General features: G+C 64.6%; 18 protein-coding genes. 11 read left to right on the top strand and 7 right to left on the bottom strand.

Going from position 1 to position 19,821, the window contains the following annotated elements:
* Positions 1-3: 3 nt before the first annotated feature.
* Complete coding sequence (locus tag QAZ22_RS01730) at positions 4-1,200, top strand: IS256 family transposase (protein WP_278203348.1); 1,197 nt, start codon at positions 4-6, stop codon at positions 1,198-1,200.
* A 375-nt stretch (positions 1,201-1,575) separates the two neighbouring features.
* Here the strand turns inward: QAZ22_RS01730 and QAZ22_RS01725 are convergent, their stop codons facing one another.
* The gene (locus tag QAZ22_RS01725; protein WP_278205255.1) at positions 1,576-2,496 is read right to left on the bottom strand and encodes a LysR family transcriptional regulator; all 921 of its coding nucleotides are present in this window, start codon (positions 2,494-2,496) and stop codon (positions 1,576-1,578) included.
* A gap of 152 nt (positions 2,497-2,648) precedes the next feature.
* Here QAZ22_RS01725 and QAZ22_RS01720 point away from each other — a divergent pair, with 152 nt between their 5' ends.
* The 4 genes from QAZ22_RS01720 to QAZ22_RS01705 all read left to right on the top strand — a co-directional run bounded on the left by QAZ22_RS01720 (position 2,649) and on the right by QAZ22_RS01705 (position 7,271).
* Complete coding sequence (locus QAZ22_RS01720; protein WP_278205254.1) at positions 2,649-3,875, top strand: urate hydroxylase PuuD; 1,227 nt, start codon at positions 2,649-2,651, stop codon at positions 3,873-3,875.
* 2 nt (positions 3,876-3,877) lie between these two features.
* The gene (gene guaD, locus QAZ22_RS01715) at positions 3,878-5,191 is read left to right on the top strand and encodes a guanine deaminase (protein WP_278205253.1); all 1,314 of its coding nucleotides are present in this window, start codon (positions 3,878-3,880) and stop codon (positions 5,189-5,191) included.
* 75 nt (positions 5,192-5,266) lie between these two features.
* Entirely contained in the window at positions 5,267-5,773 is a 507-nt protein-coding gene (locus QAZ22_RS01710) for a heme-degrading domain-containing protein (RefSeq protein ID WP_278205252.1), read from the top strand.
* Between the two features lie 217 nt (positions 5,774-5,990).
* Positions 5,991-7,271, top strand: a complete 1,281-nt coding sequence (locus QAZ22_RS01705) for a glycerate kinase (protein ID WP_278205251.1) — start codon at positions 5,991-5,993, stop codon at positions 7,269-7,271.
* A 302-nt stretch (positions 7,272-7,573) separates the two neighbouring features.
* Here QAZ22_RS01705 and QAZ22_RS01700 read toward each other — a convergent pair whose 3' ends face one another.
* The 5 genes from QAZ22_RS01700 to QAZ22_RS01680 all read right to left on the bottom strand — a co-directional run bounded on the left by QAZ22_RS01700 (position 7,574) and on the right by QAZ22_RS01680 (position 13,551).
* Positions 7,574-8,263: a UdgX family uracil-DNA binding protein gene (locus QAZ22_RS01700; RefSeq protein WP_278205249.1), complete on the bottom strand. Its 690-nt coding sequence runs from the start codon at positions 8,261-8,263 to the stop codon at positions 7,574-7,576.
* A 60-nt stretch (positions 8,264-8,323) separates the two neighbouring features.
* Positions 8,324-9,730 carry a glutamine synthetase family protein gene (locus QAZ22_RS01695; RefSeq protein WP_278205248.1) on the bottom strand — a complete coding sequence of 469 codons (1,407 nt, stop codon included), beginning with the start codon at positions 9,728-9,730 and terminating at the stop codon, positions 8,324-8,326.
* A gap of 26 nt (positions 9,731-9,756) precedes the next feature.
* Positions 9,757-11,133 (bottom strand): aspartate aminotransferase family protein, encoded by a 1,377-nt coding sequence (locus tag QAZ22_RS01690; protein WP_278205247.1) that lies wholly within the window; start codon positions 11,131-11,133, stop codon positions 9,757-9,759.
* Between the two features lie 235 nt (positions 11,134-11,368).
* Positions 11,369-12,343, bottom strand: a complete 975-nt coding sequence (locus QAZ22_RS01685) for a WD40 repeat domain-containing protein (protein WP_278205246.1) — start codon at positions 12,341-12,343, stop codon at positions 11,369-11,371.
* A gap of 167 nt (positions 12,344-12,510) precedes the next feature.
* Entirely contained in the window at positions 12,511-13,551 is a 1,041-nt protein-coding gene (locus QAZ22_RS01680) for a GTP-binding protein (RefSeq protein WP_278205245.1), read from the bottom strand.
* Between the two features lie 381 nt (positions 13,552-13,932).
* Here QAZ22_RS01680 and QAZ22_RS01675 point away from each other — a divergent pair, with 381 nt between their 5' ends.
* A complete protein-coding gene (locus tag QAZ22_RS01675) occupies positions 13,933-14,403 on the top strand; it encodes a MarR family transcriptional regulator (RefSeq protein WP_278205243.1) in 471 nt (156 codons plus the stop codon).
* Between the two features lie 184 nt (positions 14,404-14,587).
* Here the strand turns inward: QAZ22_RS01675 and QAZ22_RS01670 are convergent, their stop codons facing one another.
* A complete protein-coding gene (locus QAZ22_RS01670) occupies positions 14,588-15,442 on the bottom strand; it encodes an AraC family transcriptional regulator (protein ID WP_278205242.1) in 855 nt (284 codons plus the stop codon).
* 48 nt (positions 15,443-15,490) lie between these two features.
* On the opposite strand from QAZ22_RS01670, the gene QAZ22_RS01665 reads away from it, so the two are divergent.
* From QAZ22_RS01665 to QAZ22_RS01645, 5 genes are all read left to right on the top strand, one after another.
* Positions 15,491-15,898, top strand: coding sequence for a DUF2000 family protein (locus QAZ22_RS01665; RefSeq protein ID WP_278207765.1), 408 nt, complete (start codon positions 15,491-15,493; stop codon positions 15,896-15,898).
* A gap of 425 nt (positions 15,899-16,323) precedes the next feature.
* Entirely contained in the window at positions 16,324-17,208 is an 885-nt protein-coding gene (locus QAZ22_RS01660; RefSeq protein ID WP_278207764.1) for a DMT family transporter, read from the top strand.
* 66 nt (positions 17,209-17,274) lie between these two features.
* Positions 17,275-18,297, top strand: coding sequence for a LacI family DNA-binding transcriptional regulator (locus QAZ22_RS01655; protein WP_278075301.1), 1,023 nt, complete (start codon positions 17,275-17,277; stop codon positions 18,295-18,297).
* Entirely contained in the window at positions 18,294-19,277 is a 984-nt protein-coding gene (locus tag QAZ22_RS01650) for a 2-hydroxyacid dehydrogenase (protein WP_278205241.1), read from the top strand. The genes QAZ22_RS01655 and QAZ22_RS01650 overlap by 4 nt, the downstream gene beginning before the upstream one ends.
* A gap of 137 nt (positions 19,278-19,414) precedes the next feature.
* A complete protein-coding gene (locus tag QAZ22_RS01645; protein WP_278205239.1) occupies positions 19,415-19,801 on the top strand; it encodes a hypothetical protein in 387 nt (128 codons plus the stop codon).
* Positions 19,802-19,821 lie beyond the last annotated feature (20 nt).

The raw sequence follows: 19,821 nt of genomic DNA, 5'->3' as shown, positions 1-19,821 counted from the left end.
ACCATGACCAAGATCGAAGATAAATCCGCCATAGCTGCCGTCAAAGACATTCTGCTTTCGAACCCGGATGGGCTGCACGAAGTGATCCGCGCAGTGATGCAGGAGGTCCTCGAGGCCGAGATGGACGAGGCGCTGGGCGCTTCGAAGAGCGAACGGACACCGGAGCGGCTCGGCTATCGCTCTGGGTATTACGGCCGCACGCTTGTCACCCGTGTCGGCAAGCTGGAGCTGCGGGTTCCGCAGGACCGGCAGGGGCGCTTCTCCACCGAGCTGTTCGAGCGCTACCAGCGCTCCGAGCGGGCCTTGGTGGCGACGCTTGCCGAGATGTACGTGCAAGGCGTGTCGACCCGCAAGGTCAAGGCGATCACCGAGGAGCTGTGCGGGCATGCCTTCTCGGCCTCGTCGATCTCGGCCATCAACAAGCGCCTGGACGAGAGCCTGAAGGCCTTTGCCGAGCGCCCGCTTCAAGAGCCCTTTGCTTACCTCGTGCTCGATGCCCGCTACGAGAAGGTGCGCGAGGCCGGCATCGTCATGAGCCAGGCGGTGCTGATCGCGGTCGGCATCGACTGGGACGGGCGGCGCCAGATCCTGGCCGTGGAGATGGCCAATCGCGAGAGCCGCTCGGCCTGGAAGGACTTCCTCGTGGCGCTCAAGGCGCGCGGTCTCAGGGGCGTCGAACTGGTCGTGTCCGACGACCATGCCGGTCTGGTCGCGGCGATCGGCGAGGTGATTCCGGAAGCGGCCTGGCAACGCTGCTACGTGCACTTCCTCAGGAACGCGCTCGATCACCTGCCGCGCAAGCACGGCGACGACTGCCTGCAGGAGCTCAGATGGCTCTACGACCGGCGCGATCTCGCCGAGGCCAAGGCCGATCTCGCCGCGTGGCTGGCCAAATGGTCGGGCCGCTATCCGCGGCTGACGACGTGGGTGGAGGAGACCATCGAGCGCACGCTGACCTTCTTTCGCCTGCCGCGCCAGCACCACAAGCACCTGAAGTCGACCAACATGCTGGAACGCCTCAACGAAGAGATCAGGCGCCGCACCTATGTCGTGCGCATCTTTCCCAACGCCGAAAGCTGCCTGCGCCTGGTCAGGGCGCTGGCCGTCGAAACCAACGAAAACTGGATGGAGGCCAACCGCTACATCAACATGGACGACCTGCGCGAGCACAAGAAGCTCGCTCTGCGCCAAGCCGCATGACCAGCCTCATGGCCGCCCCTTTTTGCAGAACTTGACGCACACAACCCACTTGCCGACCAGTCACCGTATTAGCGGCGAGGTAGAAGTCCTGCCGAACCAATGTTGCGTGGCGCATACCTCGGTGGTTGGCTGAGGCGCCTATCCCGTCGTCATCCTATGGCGGAGCAAGGAGCGAAGCGACGCAGCGCAGACCATAGGATCCATGCCGTGACGTCAAAGCGTTGCGACGGTTCAGAATTCTGCTCCGCTGCGCTCTTCGGCGAAGGTCGCGGAATGGATCCTCGGGTCTGCGCGCCGCTTCGCGTCGCTCCGCCCGTGGATGACGACGTCGGGGAGGCTTCGGCCAATCCCGAAGCTGTGAAACGCTACTGATACCTACTTCCCAGCCAAAATGTCCTTGATCAGCCGCTGGCAGCGGTCGGCCATGAAGTCGAGCAGCAGCCGCACCTTCGGGTCCTGCAGCTTCTTGTGCGGATAGACGGCGGCAAGCTGCACCGGTGTCGGCGGGGTCTTGGCCAGGATCACCTTCAGCCGCTGGTCGCGGATGAACGGCTCGACCTCGAAACGCGGCTTGTTGATGATGCCGCGCCCCGACAGCGCCCAGCCGGTCAAAACGTCGCCGTCGTCGGTGTCGTAAGGTCCATGCACCTCGAATTTCTGCACGCCGTTCGGCGTCTGCAGCGTCCAGACATATTCGCGCGTGCCGGCATAGCGCAGCATCAGGCAGTCGTGCTTCTTGCCGATCAATTCCTGCGGCTCGACCGGCTCGCCGCGCGCCTCGAGATATTTAGGCGCTGCGACCAGCACGCGCTCGCAGTCCATGATGCCGCGCATCCTGAGACTCGAATCCTCGATGATGCCGAGGCGGAAGGCGACGTCGATGCCTTCCTTCATGATGTCGACATTGTGGTCGGAGAGCCTGAGCCGCACCTCGATATCGGGGTATTTGTCGTGAAAGTCCGGAATGCCGGAGGCGATCAGCCGCCGGCCGAGGCCGAGCGGCGCCGTCACCTTGATCGTGCCGCGCGGCTGGCCGGAAAGCGCTGCAACCGCCGCTTCCGCCTCGGTGATGGCGTCCAGCACATGCTTGGCGCCGGTGTAGAACACCGTGCCATGTTCGGTCGGCATCAACTGCCTCGTCGTGCGGTTGAACAGCCGCACGCCCAGATGCTTCTCCAGCTCCTTGATGCGGTTGGAGGCCACTGCCGGCGAGATGCGCATGTCGCGCCCGGCCGCCGACAGATTGCCGAGTTCGACGACACGGACGAAGACGGCGATGTTGTCGAGATAGGCCATGCGGCTTTCGTGGCTCTCAAACGTCTATGTGCAGTGAAACTAGTATTTTCCATTTTTTTTTGAAAGTCATCGCGGGCCTCGCCTCTTTTCGTTTGCGCCTCAGACCGTAAAGTCACCTGATCGGCAGGGACGATTTCCCAGGGGCGACACGGATGACGGATTTTGCGATTTTCTGGGACTGGCTGAGTTTTGCGGTCCGCTGGCTGCATGTCATCACCGGCATCGCCTGGATCGGTTCGTCCTTCTATTTCGTCGCGCTCGATCTCGGGCTGCGCCAGCGTCCCGGCCTGCCCGCCGGCGCCTTCGGCGAAGAGTGGCAGGTGCATGGCGGCGGCTTCTACCACATTCAGAAATATCTGGTGGCGCCGGCCGAGATGCCGGAGCACCTGACCTGGTTCAAATGGGAATCCTACGCCACCTGGCTGTCGGGCTTCGCCATGCTGTGCGTGGTCTATTACGCCGGCGCCGACCTGTTCCTGATCGACCCCAACGTGCTCGACGTCTCGGTGCCGGTCGGCATCCTGCTGTCGCTCGCCACCATCGGCGTCGGCTGGATCGTCTACGATCTTCTGTGCCGCTCGCCGCTCGGCAGAAGCGATACCGGCCTGATGCTGGTGCTCTACGGCGTGCTGGTATTCATCGCCTGGGGGCTGACGCACCTCTTCACCGGCCGCGCAGCCTTCCTGCATCTCGGCGCCATCACCGCCACGATCATGTCGGCCAACGTCTTCATGGTCATCATCCCCAACCAGAAGATCGTCGTCGCCGACCTGATCGCCGGCCGCAAGCCGGACCCGAAATACGGCAAGATCGCCAAGCAGCGCTCGCTGCACAACAACTACCTGACCTTGCCGGTCCTGTTCCTGATGCTGTCGAACCACTATCCGCTGGCCTTCGGCACTGAGTTCAACTGGGTCATCGCCTCGCTGGTCTTCATCATCGGCGTGCTGATCCGGCACTATTTCAACACCGTGCATGCGCGGAAGGGCAACCCGACCTGGACCTGGCTCGGCGCCGCCGTCCTGTTCATGATCATCATCTGGCTGTCGACCGTGCCGAAGGTACTCACCGGCGAGCCGAAGACATCCGCCGCATCCTCTGCGGCGCGGATCTATATGGCCTCGGCGCACTTCCCTGCCGTGCGCGACACCGTGCTCGGCCGCTGCTCGATGTGCCATGCCGAGGAGCCCGTCTACGAGGGCATCTATCATGCGCCCAAGGGCGTGATGCTCGACACCGACACGCGCATTGCCGAGCATGCCCACGAGATCTATTTGCAGGCCGGCCGGGCGCATGCCATGCCGCCCGCCAACGTCACCCAGATAACCGACCAGGAACGTGCCCTTTTGGTGGCCTGGTTCGAAGGCGCCGGAAAGTAAGCATGACATCGAAACTCCTGCGCGGCCGCACGCTCTCTTTCCTGCGCTGGCCCGAAGCGATCGACGACCATTCCGCCTGGCGCTACGAGGAGGATGGCGGGCTGCTGATCGACAGCGGCAGGATCGTTACCGCCGGTCCCTATGCCGAGGTCGCGAAGCGTGCGGGAGCCGGCGTTGAGACGATCGATCATCGTCCGCATCTCGTCCTGCCGGGCTTCATCGACGCCCATGTGCATTTTCCGCAGATGCAGGTCATCGCGTCCTACGGCGCCGAGCTGCTCGACTGGCTGAACAAATACACCTTTCCGGAGGAGACGAAGTTCCGCAACGCGCAGCACGGCCGCCGCATCGCTCGGCTGTTCCTTGACGAGATGCTGCGCCATGGCACGACGACGGTTGCTGCGTATTGCTCGGTGCACAAATCTTCCGCCGAAGCCTTCTTCACGGAGTCGCATGACCGCAATATGCTCAACATTGCCGGCAAGGTGATGATGGACCGCAACGCGCCGGACGGCGTGCTCGATACCCCACAGTCCGGCTACGACGACACCAAGGCGCTGATTGTCGAATGGCACGGCAAGGGTCGCCAGCTCTATGCGATCACGCCGCGCTTCGCCATCACCTCGTCGCCCGAGCAGATGGAGATGGCCGGCGCGCTCTGCCGCGAACATCCCGATCTCCACATGCAGACGCATCTGTCGGAGAACCACGCCGAGATCGCCTTCACCCAGGAGCTTTATCCCTGGTCGCGCGATTACACCGATATCTATGAGCACTACGGCCTGCTGGGGAAAAAGAGTCTGTTCGGCCACTGCATCCACCTGTCGGAACGCGAGGCGGATGCGATGTCGCAGTCGGGCTCGGTGGCGGTGTTCTGCCCGACCTCCAACCTATTCCTCGGCTCCGGCCTGTTCGACTACCAGCGCTATAGCCGGCGCGAGAAGCCGCTCAGGATCGCGGCAGCCACCGATGTCGGCGGCGGCACCAACTATTCCATGCTGCGCACCATGGACGAGGGCTACAAGGTCATTGCGCTGAACGGCGAGAAGCTGAACCCGTTCCAGTCCTACTGGCAATTGACGCGCGGCAATGCCGAGGCGCTGTCTGTCGCCGACAAGGTCGGCACGCTGGAAGAAGGCACGGACGCCGACATCGTCGTGCTCGACGCCCATGCCACGCCGGCGATGCGGCTCAGGATGGAGACGGTGGAGACGCTGGCGGAAGAACTTTTCCTGCTGCAGACGCTGGGCGACGATCGCGCCGTGCGTGAGGTCTATGTGGCGGGACGGCCAGCGAAGAGCGCGATTGTCGCATAGATTAAATGCGCTCGTCGCTTGACCCCACGTCAGCCATCGGCCAAAGCGTGCGACGACATTGACAGGGGAAACGCCATGGCTGCCGCCGCCGACATCGCTCTGATCAAGAAACAGGAAGCCACGCTGGTCTTTCCGGCCTTCGACGAGGCCGTGGCCTTCGAGATCGGCTCGGCGATCAGGGCCCAGGCGCTCAAGGAAAACCTGCCGATCATCGTCGACATCAGGACCTTTGACCGGCCGCTGTTCTATGCCGCGATGCCGGGCTCCAACGCCTCCAATCCCGACTGGGCACGGCGCAAGATCAATGTCGTGAAGCGTTATCTGAGAAGCACCTACCGCATGGTACTGGAGCAGCAGCGGCCGGACCGCACCTTCAAGGTTGGCGAGGCGCTGGACATTGCCGACTATGTGCTCGCCGGCGGCGGCTTTCCCGTCACGGTCAAGGGCGCCGGCGTCATCGGCGTCATTGCCGTCTCCGGTCTGCCGGAGCGCGAGGACCATGGCGTCGTGGTCGATGCGCTCTGCGCGCATCTTGGCGTCGATCGGAAGCAACTGGCGCTGCCGCCGGAAGAGAAATCGTGACGCCGGCGCCGCCCCTCATCCGCCTGCCCATCCTCCGCAGCAGCTGCGCTGCAGCTGCGGAAGGTGGGCCGGCACCTTCTCCCCGTATAGTGACGGGGAGAAGGGAGATTGCCGCAACGCTGGCGACCCCCTCTCCCCGTTCTTCACGGGGAGAGGGTAAGGGTGAGGGGCGGCGCCGGCGTCGGAAAAATCTGCGCAATGCCGATGGCAGCCAAGGATGACCGTGCTCGACCCAAAAACCTTCCTTACCGCGATCTTCAACGCGGCCGTCTCTGCCGCCGACCCGGAAAGGACGATCCGCAACCATTTGCCGGCAAAGCCGAAGGGCCGCACGATCGTCATCGGCGCCGGCAAAGGCTCCGCGCAGATGGCGGCGGCCTTCGAGAAGGTCTGGGATGGTCCGATCGACGGGCTGGTCGTCACCCGCTACGGCTATGGCGCAAAATGCGAGCGCACCGAGATCATCGAGGCGGCGCATCCTGTCCCTGATGCGGCCGGTCTCGAGGCCTCGCGCCGGCTGCTGGAGAAGGTGCGCGGCCTGACGCGCGACGATCTGGTCGTGGCGCTGATTTCGGGAGGCGGCTCGGCGCTGCTGCCGTCGCCCGCCCCTGGCCTGACCTTGGCCGACGAGATCGCCGTCAACGAGGCGCTGCTCGCCTCCGGCGCGCCGATCGCGGCGATGAACACCATCCGCAAGCACGTTTCGACCATCAAGGGCGGCCGCTTGGCCGCCGCCGCTCATCCGGCCAGGGTGGTGTCGCTGGTCGTCTCCGACATCCCCGGCGACAATCCGGCGCTGGTCGCCTCGGGGCCGACCGTTCCCGATACCGGCAGCCGCGAGGATGCACTTGCGTCGATTGCGGCCTACAGCATGAAGCTGCCGGCTTCGGTGATGGCGCACATCCAGTCGCCTGCCGCCGACGCACCTCGTCCAGACGATCCGCGCTTTGCCGGCAATGAAGTGCATCTGATCGCCTCGGCAGGAGTCTCGCTGGAAGCGGCGGCCGCCGAAGCGAGGCGTCAAGGCATCGAGGCCGTCATCCTTTCGGATTCGATCGAGGGCGAGGCGCGCGAGGTCGGCGGTGTCCATGCCGCGATTGCGCGCGAGGTGGCGACCCGCAACCGGCCTTTCGCCAAGCCGGTGCTGATCCTCTCCGGCGGCGAGACCACGGTCACTTTGCGGGCCCCCATTGACGGCATAAAGGGCAAGGGCGGCCGCAATTCCGAATTCCTGCTCGCCTTCGCCATCGGCATCGATGGCGTGGACGGCATCCATGCTTTGGCCGCCGACACGGACGGCATCGACGGGTCGGAGAACAATGCCGGCGCCTTCGCCGACGGCTCGACGGTTGCGCGCATGCGCGCCGCGGGCGTCGACGCCAAGGCGATGCTTGCCGGCAATAATGCCTGGACGGCATTCAATGCTGTCGAGGATTTGTTCGTGCCGGGTCCGACGGGCACGAATGTGAATGATCTAAGGGCGATACTGGTTAGGTAGCGCGGAGCCCCACAGAGGTCGTCATTCTAGGGCGGAGCAAGGAGCGAAGCGACGCGCGCAGACCCTAGAATCCATTCCGTTACCCTGGCCGAAGGATGCAAACGGCGCAGAATTCTGCACCGTTGCGGCGGCGTCGAAGTCACGGAATGGATCCTCGGGTCTGCGCGCGTCGCTTCGCTCCTTGCTCCGCCCGTGGATGACGAAGCGACGGGCGTTTCGGCCAATCTCCAAGGCCGCGCTAACCCTGTGCAACAGCATTCATGGTATGTCTGCTTGGGGGTCCCGTTAGGGCGCGTAGAACCTCAAGCCGCCATCAGCTGCTTCACCTTCCGCATATCCTTCAAAAACCGATCGCGCTCGGCAGCCTTGTCCTCCGGTTCGCGAATGCGCAGGATAAGCGAAGGGTGGATGGTGATGAAGACGCGCAGCCCGTCACTGCGTTCGATCACGTCGCCGCGCCTCTTCAACACCGGCACCGCCTTGCCGAGCAGCGACTGCGCCGCTGTCGCGCCAAGCGCCACCGCAAGGTTCGGCTTGATGAAATCGAGCTCCTTGTCCAGCCACCAGCGGCAGGCCTGGATCTCGCCGGCATTGGGTTTCGAATGGATGCGCCGCTTGCCGCGCGGCTCGAACTTGAAGTGTTTCACGGCGTTGGTCACATAGACCTTGCGGCGGTCGACTTCGGCATCGTCCAGGATGCTGTCGAATATCCTGCCGGCCGGGCCGACGAACGGCTTGCCGGCCAGATCCTCCTGATCGCCGGGCTGTTCGCCGACGAAGATCACATCCGCGGTTTCCGGTCCTTCGCCGAACACGGTCTGCGTAGCGTCATGCCAAAGCGGGCAGCGACGGCAGGCTTTTGCCGCTTCGCGCGCCTCGCCGATGGAGGCGGCATTTTCCCCGAGTGCCGGCTCTGCCTCGGACGCATGGATGCGCCTGGCCGTGCGCCTCGCTTCGCGCTGCAAGGCCGTTGTTGACGGTGTTGTCGCCATGGTTCTGTCTCGCCCGCTTTCAAACTTGAAATGGGCGAGCCCGGCGATGGTTCCCGATCCTCACACCTCGTGCAGGTAGAGGTGGTAATCCAGCTCGCTGACGGTGCGAGCCACGCGCAGATATTCCGCCTGCTTGATCGCCACGAAGGTCCGATGCAGGTCGGGGCCGAGCGCCGATTTCAGGAAGCTGGATGCCCGTGCAGCCTCGATCGCGGCGCGCCAGTCCGCCGGCATGATCGACGCATCCGTTGCCTGCTCATAACCGTTGCCGGTCGTCTCCGGGCCGGGGTCCAGGCCCTCGTCGAGGCCCTTGACGATGCCGGCCAGCACCGTCGCCGCCACCAGATAGGGGTTGGCGTCGACGCCGGACGGACGATGTTCGATGCGGCGGTTCTTGGCGTCGCCCGCCGGCACGCGCAGCGCCACGGACCGGTTGTTGACGCCCCAGCTCGGCGCCACCGGCGCATAGGATTGCGAGACGAAGCGCCGCCACGAATTGGCATGCGGCGCAAACACCAGCATCGATTCCGCCATGGTGTGGATAAGCCCGCCAAGCGCGTTGAGCAGCTTTGGCGACCATTTCTCGCCGGCAGATTCGGTGAAGACGTTTTTGCCGGCGTCGTCCTGCAGCGAGACGTGGAAATGCATGCCCGAGCCGGCATAAGTCTCGATAGGTTTCGCCATGAAACAGGCGGTGACGCCGTGCCGGCGCGCCTGCGCCCTCACCAGCCGTTTCAGCATGACCAGGTCGTCCGCCGCCCGCATAACGTCCTTGCGGTAGTTGAGCGTCAGTTCGTACTGGCCGGGCGCATATTCGGAAATCACCGTCTCGGCCGGAATGCCTTGCTCTCTGGCAGCGGCGTAGATGTCGGAAAACAGCGGCTCCATGCCGTGCAGATGGTCGACCGAGTAGACCTCGGTCTTGGCCGAGCGGCGGCCGTCGAGCACCGCGCGCGCCGCCTGCACCTTGCCGTCCGCGTCGCGCTCGTTGGCCAGAAGGAAAAATTCCAGCTCGAAGGCGCCCGCCGGATGCAGGCCGCGCGCCGCCAGCAGTTCTACCTGTCTTGCCAGCACCAGGCGCGGGTCGGACGACATCGGCTGGCCATCGAGGTGGTACATCGCCATCAGCACCTGGCCCCGCGGCGGCTTGGTGCCGTAGAGCGGCACCAGCGTGCCGGGAATCGGCCATGCCCTGAGGTCGCCGTCGCCTGTGTCCCAGATCAGCCCGGTGTCGTGGACGTCCTCGCCGGTGATGTCCAGGCCGAGGATCGAGATCGGCATGTGCCGGCCGCCCTCGAAAATGCTCATCAGCTCGTGCCGCCGCACGATCTTGCCGCGGCCGATGCCGTTGGCATCGGTGAGCACGATGTCGAAGGCCTCGATGTCGGGATGGGCATCGAGAAAGGCTTTCGCCTCGGCGGGCGTCGAGCCGGAAGGCGAGGTCGCTACTGTGTTCGGATTGTCCATGGCCGCCAATCTTCCAACTGCTTGTCTCACGCCGTGAGCCTTGCCGCAACCGCGGCGAAGGCGGCGATCAGCCGGCTCACCTGCGCGGACGTCGTCGCCGGCGAGATCAGCATCATGTTGTGGAACGGCGCGATCAGCACGCCGCGATTGACCAGCGCGACATGGATGGCGGCCTCGAGCTCCGGCGCATGCGCTTTCTCCGCTGCGCCGCCATTCCTGAGCGGGCCGGGCGCGCAGATGAACTCGACGCGGGCGCCGACCCGCGCGACATGCCAGGGCAAATGACAGCGGTCGATGACGGCGGTGAGCCCGGCGTCGAGCCGGCGCGCCAGCCGGTCCATATGGGCATAAGCCTCCTCGGTCATCACCTCTTCCAGCGTCGCCCGCATCGCCGCGAATTGCAGCGGGTTGGCCGACAGCGTCGTGCCCATGCCGGAATAGCCGGGCTCCTTCGCCCTGTTATAGGCGCCGTAGCGGGTGGCGACCTCCTCGCTCATGCCCCAGATGCTGGCCGGAACGCCGCCGGCCACCGGCTTGCCGAGCACGAACAGGTCCGGCTCCAGCCCGTGCTTCTTCGTAAAGCCGCCGGGGCCGGTGGAAATGGTGTGCGTCTCGTCGATCAGAAGCAGCGTGCCGGCGGCGCGGGTCAGGCGCCGCAGGGCGTCGTGGAAGCCGGGCTCCGGCAGCACCATGCAGGAATTGGTCAGCACCGGTTCGGTGATCACGCAGGCGACGTCCCGATCTGCCAGCGCCCCTTCCAGCGCCGCGACATCGTTGAACTCGACGATCTTCGTTGCCCGGGTCAGGTCGCGGAACTCGCCGGCCAGCCCGGGCCGATTGACCGGCTTGCCGTCGATCAGCCGCACCATCGTCTCGTCGACCGAGCCGTGATAGCAGCCGTTGAAGACCAGGATCTTTTCGCGTCCTGTCACCGCGCGGGCGACGCGCAGCGCGAAGCGGTTGGCGTCGGTGGCGGTGGTTGCGATCTGCCAGTAAGGCAGGCCGAAGCGCTGTTGCAGGAGCGGACCGATAGCCAGCGCATCCTCGCTGGGCAGCATGTAGGTGAGTCCGCGCCCGGCCTGCCGGCGGATGGCGCGGGCGACCGGCGGCGGCGAATGGCCGAGCATCGAGCCGGTGTCGCCAAGGCAGAAATCGTCGAGCTTGTTGCTGTCGACGTCGGTGATCGTGGCGCCTTTCGCGCCGTCGACCAGGATCGGGAACGGCGTCGGCCAATCGGTCATCCAGTGCATCGGCACGCCGCCGAGGAAGCCGGCGATACCGTTGCCCACCTTGGCTTCCGATTTCGGCCGCGCCTTGCGGAAGGCGGCCGCTTCCGCCTCGCGCAATTCGGCGATGCGGGCGACAGCGATGCCGCCGATGGAAGTCCGGTCGATTGAATGCATGAAGGCCCCACTTTCTCGCGCGGCACTCTGCCAACCGGTCGGCAAAACCGCAATTGGCCGCGCAGGGGCCGGGCGTTGGCTCAGGTAGGGGAGTAGGGGAGTAGGGGAGTAGGGGAGTAGGGGAGTAGGGGAGTAGGGGAGTAGGGGAGTAGGGGAGTAGGGGAGTAGGGGAGTAGGGGAGGCGTTCAACTGCAGTCTTTTCCCTACTCCCTTACTGCCTTACTCCCCTACTCCCTTACGCAGTGATATCGATGACGCCGCAATCGCCTGCAGCGCTTCCGAACACGATGCGGCGCTCCTCCTTATCCCACATCATCGAGGTGATGGCGCCTTTGCCGGGGCGGCGCAGCAGCACCTCCTTGGCGTCGGCAAAGCGCGCCGCTATCACCATGCCGTCCTCATAGCCGATGGCCGTGACCTCTTGGCTCGGATGGCAGGCAACGCAGGTCACCATGGTGTTGCCGCGCGTGCCGAGCTCCAGCGGCGCCTTGCCCATCGGGCCGTCCTTGCTCGCGAATGGCCACACGATCGCCGCCGGCGCGCCCGAGCTCGCCAGCCATTTGCCCTTCACGCTCCAGGACAGGCTCTTCACCTTGCCGGGATAGCCGCTCATGCGCATGTGCTTGCCGTCGGCAAGCTTCCAGCCATGCAGCGCGTTCTCCTGCATGGTGGTGATGACGAAGGCGCCGTCCGGCGAAAAGCTGATGCCGGTATGGGCGCCGGCCCATTCGAGCTCCACCGGCTTGCCCTCGGCGGCCGGGAAATGCAGCGTCGCGCCATTGTAGCGGGCGACGCCGAAGCGCATGCCTTTCGGCGAGAAGGCCAGGCCTTCTACCGAGCGCGGATGGGCGAATTCCTTGACCTTGCCGTCGGCAAAGCGCGCGAACGCGCTCTTGCCGGAGGCAAAGGCGATCGCGCCCTGTGGACCGGCGGCGACGCTGGTGATCCACTTTTTGCCGGCGCTGGCGAGCTCGCTCGCCTCGCCGCCTGCCTTGACGGCAAACACCTTGCCGTCCTCGCCACCGGTGATCAGCCGGTCGTTGGCCGCGTCGTGGAACGCTGCGAGCAGCCCGTCATTGGCCTGCGTCGTCTTGTGCCCATTGTCCAACCGGTGGATCGTCCCGTCGGCAAGCGCGAAATGCGGCACGTCGTTGAGGAAGACGGCGGCGACGCAATGGCTTTCGAGATCAAGCGGGGCGACTGTGGGCATGGGAGACATTATCCAAGTTGGCGCTGCCCCTCACCCTTACCCTCTCCCCGTAAGGACGGGGAGAGGGGATCGCCTGCGTTGCAGCGCGTCCCTTCTCCCCGTTCTTTACGGGGAGAAGGTGCCGGCAGGCGGATGAGGGGCAGCGCTAACGTTGCAAAGTTAAGAAATCAAGCCGCCTGGCAGGCCTCAAAGCTCTTCCTGAGCCGCTCGGCGTCGAGATCGCGGCCGATGAACACCAGCCGGCTCTCGTGCTTCTCGCCGTCCTTCCAGGCGCGCTGATGGTCGCCTTCGAGGATCATGTGCACGCCTTGCAGCACATAGCGGTCGTCGTCGCCCTTGAGCGCGATGATGCCCTTTAGCCTGAGGATGTTCGGCCCTTCCATCTGCGTCACCTTCTCGATCCAGGGGAAGAACTTCTTCGGGTCCATCTCGCCGCCGCGCAGCGACACCGACTTGACCGTCACGTCGTGGATATCCGAAGCATGGTCGTGATGGTGATGATCGTGCCCGTCATGATCGTGGTGATGGTGGTCGTGGTCATGATCATGATCGTGCGCCTCGAGGAAATGCGGATCGTTCTCCAGCGCGCGGGACAGGTCGAAGGCGCCGCGATCGAGCACTTCGCCCAGCGCCACCCCGGCGCGCTCCGTGCGATGGATCCTGGCTGCCGGATTGATGGCGCGGATCGTCGCCTCGACTTTTTCCAGCTCTTCGGGCGTGACGAGATCGGTCTTGTTCAGCACCACCACGTCTGCGAAGGCGATCTGGTCCTCGGCCTCCTTGGAGTCCTTCAGCCGCAGCGGCAGGTGCTTGGCGTCGACCAGCGCCACCACCGCGTCGAGCTTGGTCTTGGAGCGTACGTCGTCATCCATGAAGAAGGTCTGCGCCACCGGCACCGGATCGGCGAGGCCCGTGGTCTCGACCACGATGGCGTCGAAGCGGCCGGGCCGGCGCATCAGGCCCTCGACGACGCGGATCAGGTCGCCGCGCACCGTGCAGCACACGCAGCCATTGTTCATCTCATAGATTTCCTCGTCGGATTCGACGATCAGGTCGTTGTCGATGCCGATCTCGCCGAACTCGTTGACGATGACGGCGTAACGCCTGCCGTGGTTCTCCGACAGGATGCGGTTGAGCAGCGTCGTCTTGCCCGCGCCGAGATAGCCGGTGAGAACGGTTACGGGGATCTGCGTCTGTGCATCGCTCATGGCTTGCCTCGAAAATCTGTGTCCTGGAGAATTTGTCGGCCTCATATAGGGTGTGAACCACGCTTTTGCACGCGCCAAACCAATGGGCCAGCCGATCCGTCGATCGAAGCCGGCGCCGCGGACGGAATGGCGGCGATCAAGTTGGCCAAATGGGGCAGCCGCACGGGCGTCACCTCGACCCCGCGGGCTTTCCACCCTGAATCTCGCCGGTTCGAAAGTCGTTTGTCATCTAACTGAAATAAACATCTGGCATCACCTGCGCGGGCACCGCAATGCTTGCCGGCAAAGCGTTCTGCAAGCCGGACTCTTGAAATCGTCATTTGCCGGCCGCCGGACAGCCTTTATGCTGACCGCACCGGTTCGGCCGAAGAGGGAATGACCATGGCCAAGGCGGACAAAACAGCGACAATGAGCCGGCTGCATTCGGCGGCGCGGCTGGCGCGAACAGCGCTCGCGGCACGGCTTCTGGCGCATGGCTTCTACGCCGGCCAGGACCAGATCATGCTGGCGCTCGACCGTGAGGATGGCCAGACCCCGGGCAATCTCGCCGGCAGGCTGGGCGTGCGTCCGCCGACCATCACCAAGACCATCAATAGGCTGCAGGCGCAGGGTTTTCTCGAAAAGCGCGCCTCCAACGCCGATGCCCGCCAGGCGCACATCTTCCTGACCGATAGCGGCCGCGAAACCATCCGCGCCATCGAGAAGTCGGTCAAGAAGACCGAGAAGCAGGCGCTGAAGGGCCTGGACAAGAAGGATCAGAAGGCGCTGTTCAAGCTGCTCGCCCGCATCGAGGCCAACCTGTCGAACGAAGATCTGGTCCTCATCGACGACGACGCCGAACTGGATGATTAAGCGCGACGCGCAGGCGCGACGCGTCAGCGTCGTCGCTTCAGGCACCGCGCCAATGTTGCCCGGCAGGCGTGAGGCGCAGCGTCGTCGCTCCACACACCACCCATCGGCGGCTTAGCGGAAAGGGCGACGACGCTGCGCGTCGCGCCTCAGCTATCACCGGACGTCTCGCGCCTGAGCGACGACGCTAACGCGTCGCGCTTACCAGTGCCGCCCAGCGCCCGGGCGTCAGCCCGAATGCCTTCTTGAAATGCCGGTTGAAATGGCTCTGGTCGCTGAAACCGGCGCCGGCCGCGATTTCGGCCAGTGGTTCCCCCGCCTCGATCATGCGCCGTGCCCGCTGCAGCCGGCGCATCAAAAGGAAACGATGCGGGCTGGTCGAGTAGGTCGCACGGAAATGGCGTGACAGGGCGTAGCGGTCGAGGCCGGTGATCGCCTCCAGCTCGTCTGAGCGCACCGGTCGCTCCATGTTCTCCTCGAGATAGTCGCGGGCCAGCGTGGCGGCGCGCCATGCCGTCTTTCCCATCGGTTTTGCCGGCTGTCCGGCATGACGTTTCAATTGCTGCGCCAGCTGCGCGACGAAGTCCGCCACGAACAGGTCGTCGAGTTCCTCAGTGAGCGGCGCCAGAGCCGACAGCAGCGTGCCGCGCAGCCGAGGATCGCTCACCACGGCATCCCGTACGAAAGGCAGCGGCGCGCCACCCAGGCAATCGAGCAGCAGCGACGGCTCCAGATAGAGGATCCGGTAGCGCAAGCCGTCCTCGGTGCCGGCGCCGCCGTCGTGCAATTCGTCGGGGTGCAGCACGATCACCTGGCCGGGCAGGCTGTGCCGCACGGCGCCGCGATAGTGGAAGCGCTGCACGCCGTCGAGCGTCACGCCGATGGCATAGGTATCGTGGCGGTGCAGTTCGAAGGCATTGCCGTGGAAGCGCGCCTCGATGCGCTCGAGGCCGGCGGCGCCCGGCGCCGAAACGATCCGGTCGTCCGCCGCGCACGAACGTTCAAGACCTTCCAGCGCCTCACCGCCTAGACCGTGCGCCATCGCCTTCATCAACGCCCGTCAGGGGCCTTCTTTCGGAGAGACATTTTGCTGTTCGACACGAAATTTGCAATCGTACTCAAGGAAGACCTCGCCGTCTGGCAGAAGCTCAACGTCACCGCGTTCCTCACCAGCGGCATCGTCGCGCAATTCCCTGAGATCATCGGCGAGCCTTACCGCGACCGCGCCGGCAATCTCTTCAATCCGCTCTCGATCCAGCCCGTCATCGTGCTGTCGGCGGACGGGCCGACGCTCGCCGCGATCCATCGCCGGGCCTTGGAGCGCGGCGTGACGACATCTGCCTATGTCGAGGAGATGTTCTCGACCGGCCATGACGTGGCCAACCGTGCCGCCTTCGCCGAATTCGCGCCCGACGACGCCAAGATGGTCGGCATCGCGCTGCGTGCCGAAAAGAAGCTGGTCGACAAGATTACCAAGGGCGCCCGCATGCATGCTTGATTTTATGCCATCTCGAACGTTCGAGATTGGCAGCAACCTCGCCAACTTCGTCATCCTTGGGCGTAGCGACGCGAAGCGGAGCGAAGACCCAAGGGATCCATGCCGTGACCTTCGCCCAAGTGTGCAACGGAGCAGAATTCTGCACTGTTGGCAGAGCGTCAATGTAACGGCATGGACGGGGTCTGCGGCGCGTCGCTTCGCTCCTTGCTTCGCCCGTGGATGACGACTGCGAGGAGCGTTCAAGCCAATCACCCAACGGCAAAGTGCTCTGAGCCTGTCCAAAGCGCTTGTTGGGCCAGTCGCTTTTGGCTTGCTGGCCAGCGGCGATTGCCGCAAAAGGGTGGCGTCTACTTTCCCCCGGCCCGACTTTGAACGTTCCCAAAAACAACGACGACAGCGCAACGCCGCCCGCGGCGATGCTGTTGATGCTTTGCGTCTATGTCTGCTTCACCTTTCTCGACACCTCGAGCAAATATCTGGTGCTCGCCGGCGTCTCGGCGCTGATCGTCGCCTGGATGCGCTTCACCGTCCATGTCCTGCTTGTCGGCGTCTTTTTGCGCGGCTGGCGCGAGCCCTGGCGCTTCCGCGCCAACAACCTGCCCGCGCACATTCTGCGCGGATGCCTGCTTTTCGGCTCGACCATGTTCAACATCCTGGCGCTCAGGACCCTGCAGCTCGCCGAAACCACCTCTATCTATTTCTTCGGCCCGATGGTGATCACCGCCTTGGCCGGGCCGCTGCTCGGCGAATGGGCGGGCTGGCGGCGCTGGCTGGCGATCCTCACCGGCTTCGTCGGCGTTTTGATCATCACCCGGCCCGGCGTCGGCGTGTTCGGCATCGGTCATCTCTTCGCGCTCGGCTCGATGCTGTCGAACTCCTTCTACGTCATCATGACCCGGCGCATGTCGTCGACGGAGACGTCCGAAAGCCTGATCCTGTTCTCGGCGCTGGCACCGGCGGTGCTGCTCCTGCCCATGCTGCCCTTCTCACCGTCGCTGCCGCAGGACGGCTGGCACTGGGTGATTCTGCTGATGCTGGGTGTCTTCGGCGCCGGCGGGCATTGGCTGCTGGTCCAGGCCTATCGCCTGGCGACGACCACGGCACTGGCGCCATACCCTTATTCGCAGATGGTGTGGATGATCATTTCCGGCTGGCTGATCTTCCACCAGTTTCCCGACCGCTGGACGCTGCTCGGGGCCGCCATCATCGTCGCCAGCGGTCTCTACATCATCCACCGCGAGCACAGGCTGCGGCTGCGCAATTCCGCCTTGCTGGACACCGAGGCCGAGACCTTGGCGAAAAAACTTTGAATTGCCCTCGAACGATGGCATAAGGCCGAATTTAAACAATTTAAAGACCCTGGGGAGCGAAGGGCACTGGCACAGAAGATCAAGCTTTCGACGATCGCGGATGCGCTTGGCGTGTCCACGGCAACGGTATCGCTGGCGCTGCGCGACAGCCCGCTGGTCGCAGGCTCCACACGCGAGCGCATCAAGGAGCATGCCCGCGCCATCGGCTATATCTACAATCGCCGCGCCGCGTCGCTGCGCACCTCGCGCTCCGGCATTGTCGGCGTCGTCGTGCATGACATCATGAACCCGTTCTTCGCCGAGATCCTGCGCTCGATCGAGAGCGAGCTCGACCGCAGCCGCCAGACCTTCATCCTGTCCAACCATTACGATCAGCTCGAAAAGCAGCGCACCTTCATCGACACGCTGCTGCAGTTGGGCGCCGACGGCGTCATCATGTCGCCGGCCATCGGCACGCCGGCCGAGGACATCATCATGGCCGAGGAGAACGGCCTGCCTGCGGTGCTGATCGCGCGCACCGTCGCCGGAGCCGATGTGCCGGTCTTCCGCGGCGACGATGCCTATGGCACGGCGCTCGCCACCAACCACCTGATCTCGCTGGGCCACAAGCGCATCGCCATGATCGGCGGCACCGACCAGACCTCGACCGGCCGCGACCGCTATCAGGGCTATCTCAACGCCATGGAAGCGGCCGGGCTGGAGGTGAGGCCGTCTTGGCGCATTCCCGGGCCGCGCACCAAGCAGGCCGGATTCGAGGCCGCAGGACAATTTTTGGCGCTGAAAGACAAGCCGACCGCCGCCTGCTGCTGGAATGATCTCGTCGCCATCGGACTGATGAACGGTATTGCGCGGGCTGGGCTCGTGCCGGGCGTCGACATCTCGGTCACCGGCTATGACGATCTCGAGGAGGCGGCAATCGCAACTCCGGCATTGACAACGGTCTGGAATGGCCAGCGCGAGGTCGGCCGCCGCGCCGCCAGCGCGCTGCTCGACAAGCTGAACGGGCAAGCCGTTCGGCCGTCCCAGGAACTGATCAAGCCGGAGCTGCACGTGCGCCAGTCCACCGGCAAGCCGGTGGAGCGTCAATGACAAAGACGGAAGCGGAGTTTCCGGTCGCCATTCTGGTGCCGGGCCATTTCAACGATCATGCGATAGGCCGCATCGACAAGGCGTTTCGGCGCGTGCGGATCGAGCGTGCCGATCCGGCACTCGTCACCGGCGAGATGCGTGAGGCCGTGCGTGGCATCGCCTCCTTCGGCGGCATCAGCGCGGCTATGATCGACGCGCTGCCAAATCTCGAAATCATCGCCAATTTCGGCGTCGGCTATGATTCGGTCGATGCCGATCACGCGGCCAGGCGCGGCGTCATGGTCACCAACACGCCGGACGTGCTGACCGAGGAGGTCGCCGACACCACGGTCGGTCTGTTGATCAACACCGTGCGCGAACTGTACGCCGCCGAGAAATGGCTGCGCGACGGCGACTGGGTGAGGAAGGGCAATTATCGCTTGAGCCGGCTCACCTTGCGCGGCCGCCGCGTCGGCATCTTCGGCATGGGCCGCATCGGCCTTGCCGTTGCTCATCGCCTGGAAGCCTTCGGCATGCCGATCGCCTACCACAACCGACGCAAGGTCGAGGGCCTGTCCTACGAATACCATGCGACGCTGAAGGGTCTAGCCGAGGCGGTCGATACGCTGATCTGCGTGGCGCCGGGCGGTGCGGCCACGGAAAAGGCCATCAATGCCGAAATCCTGTCGGCGCTGGGTCCGAACGGCGTCTTCGTCAATATCGGCCGCGGCAGCACGGTGGACGAGGCGGCTCTTGCCGCCGCTCTCGAGAGTGGCGCCATCGCAGCCGCCGGGCTCGATGTCTTTGCCGACGAACCGAATGTGCCGAAGGCGCTGCTCGATGCGCCAAACGCCTCGCTTCTGCCGCATGTCGGCTCAGCGTCGGACCATACCCGCCGGGCCATGGCCGATCTCTGCGTCGACAATCTGGTCTCATGGTTCGGCGAGCGCCGGCCGCTGACCCCGGTGCCGGAGACGGTCAACGTCAAGCCGCGCGCCTGATCGGCCACATTTATTAACGCCTGCTTAACCCTTTGGAATCATTGTGCATACTCAGTTATGCATGTCGCGCGAGGTCGAGGGCGGCGACATACATCGACCAGAGGCAAGCGCGGCGCGCTTTGGTGCGGAGAGGCAGAGTGAAGCTGTTGGCCGGATTGGTTGCGTCGGTTGCGTTGTTCGGGGGCGTGCAGCTCCTGCATGGTGATGATGGCCAAAGCGCGGCCATCGAGCCGGCCGCATCAAGCACCTACAGATTGACGGCCAATGGCGATGAAGCGGCATGCGCCGTCCAACGCGGCGCCGAGGTGTCGGACGGCCTGTCCCAGCTAAGCGTTGCTCCGGACTGCCGCGCGCTGATGCCCGGCATCGAGCGGGTGAAATTCTGGCGCGAGCAGGCGGACGGCACGGTCGCCTTCAGCGAGAACGGCATCGATCCGGTCGTCACGTTCAGCGTCGCCGATGGCGACGGCTACGAATCTTACGCGCCGGCCGCGCCGCTGCTGGCGCTGGACAACGACGAATAACGGGCAGGATTCCAGAGGCG

It is taken from the genome of Mesorhizobium sp. WSM4906 (assembly GCF_029674625.1).
In the GTDB taxonomy this organism is placed as follows: domain Bacteria; phylum Pseudomonadota; class Alphaproteobacteria; order Rhizobiales; family Rhizobiaceae; genus Mesorhizobium.
This window is presented reverse-complemented; position numbering and strand designations above follow the sequence as displayed.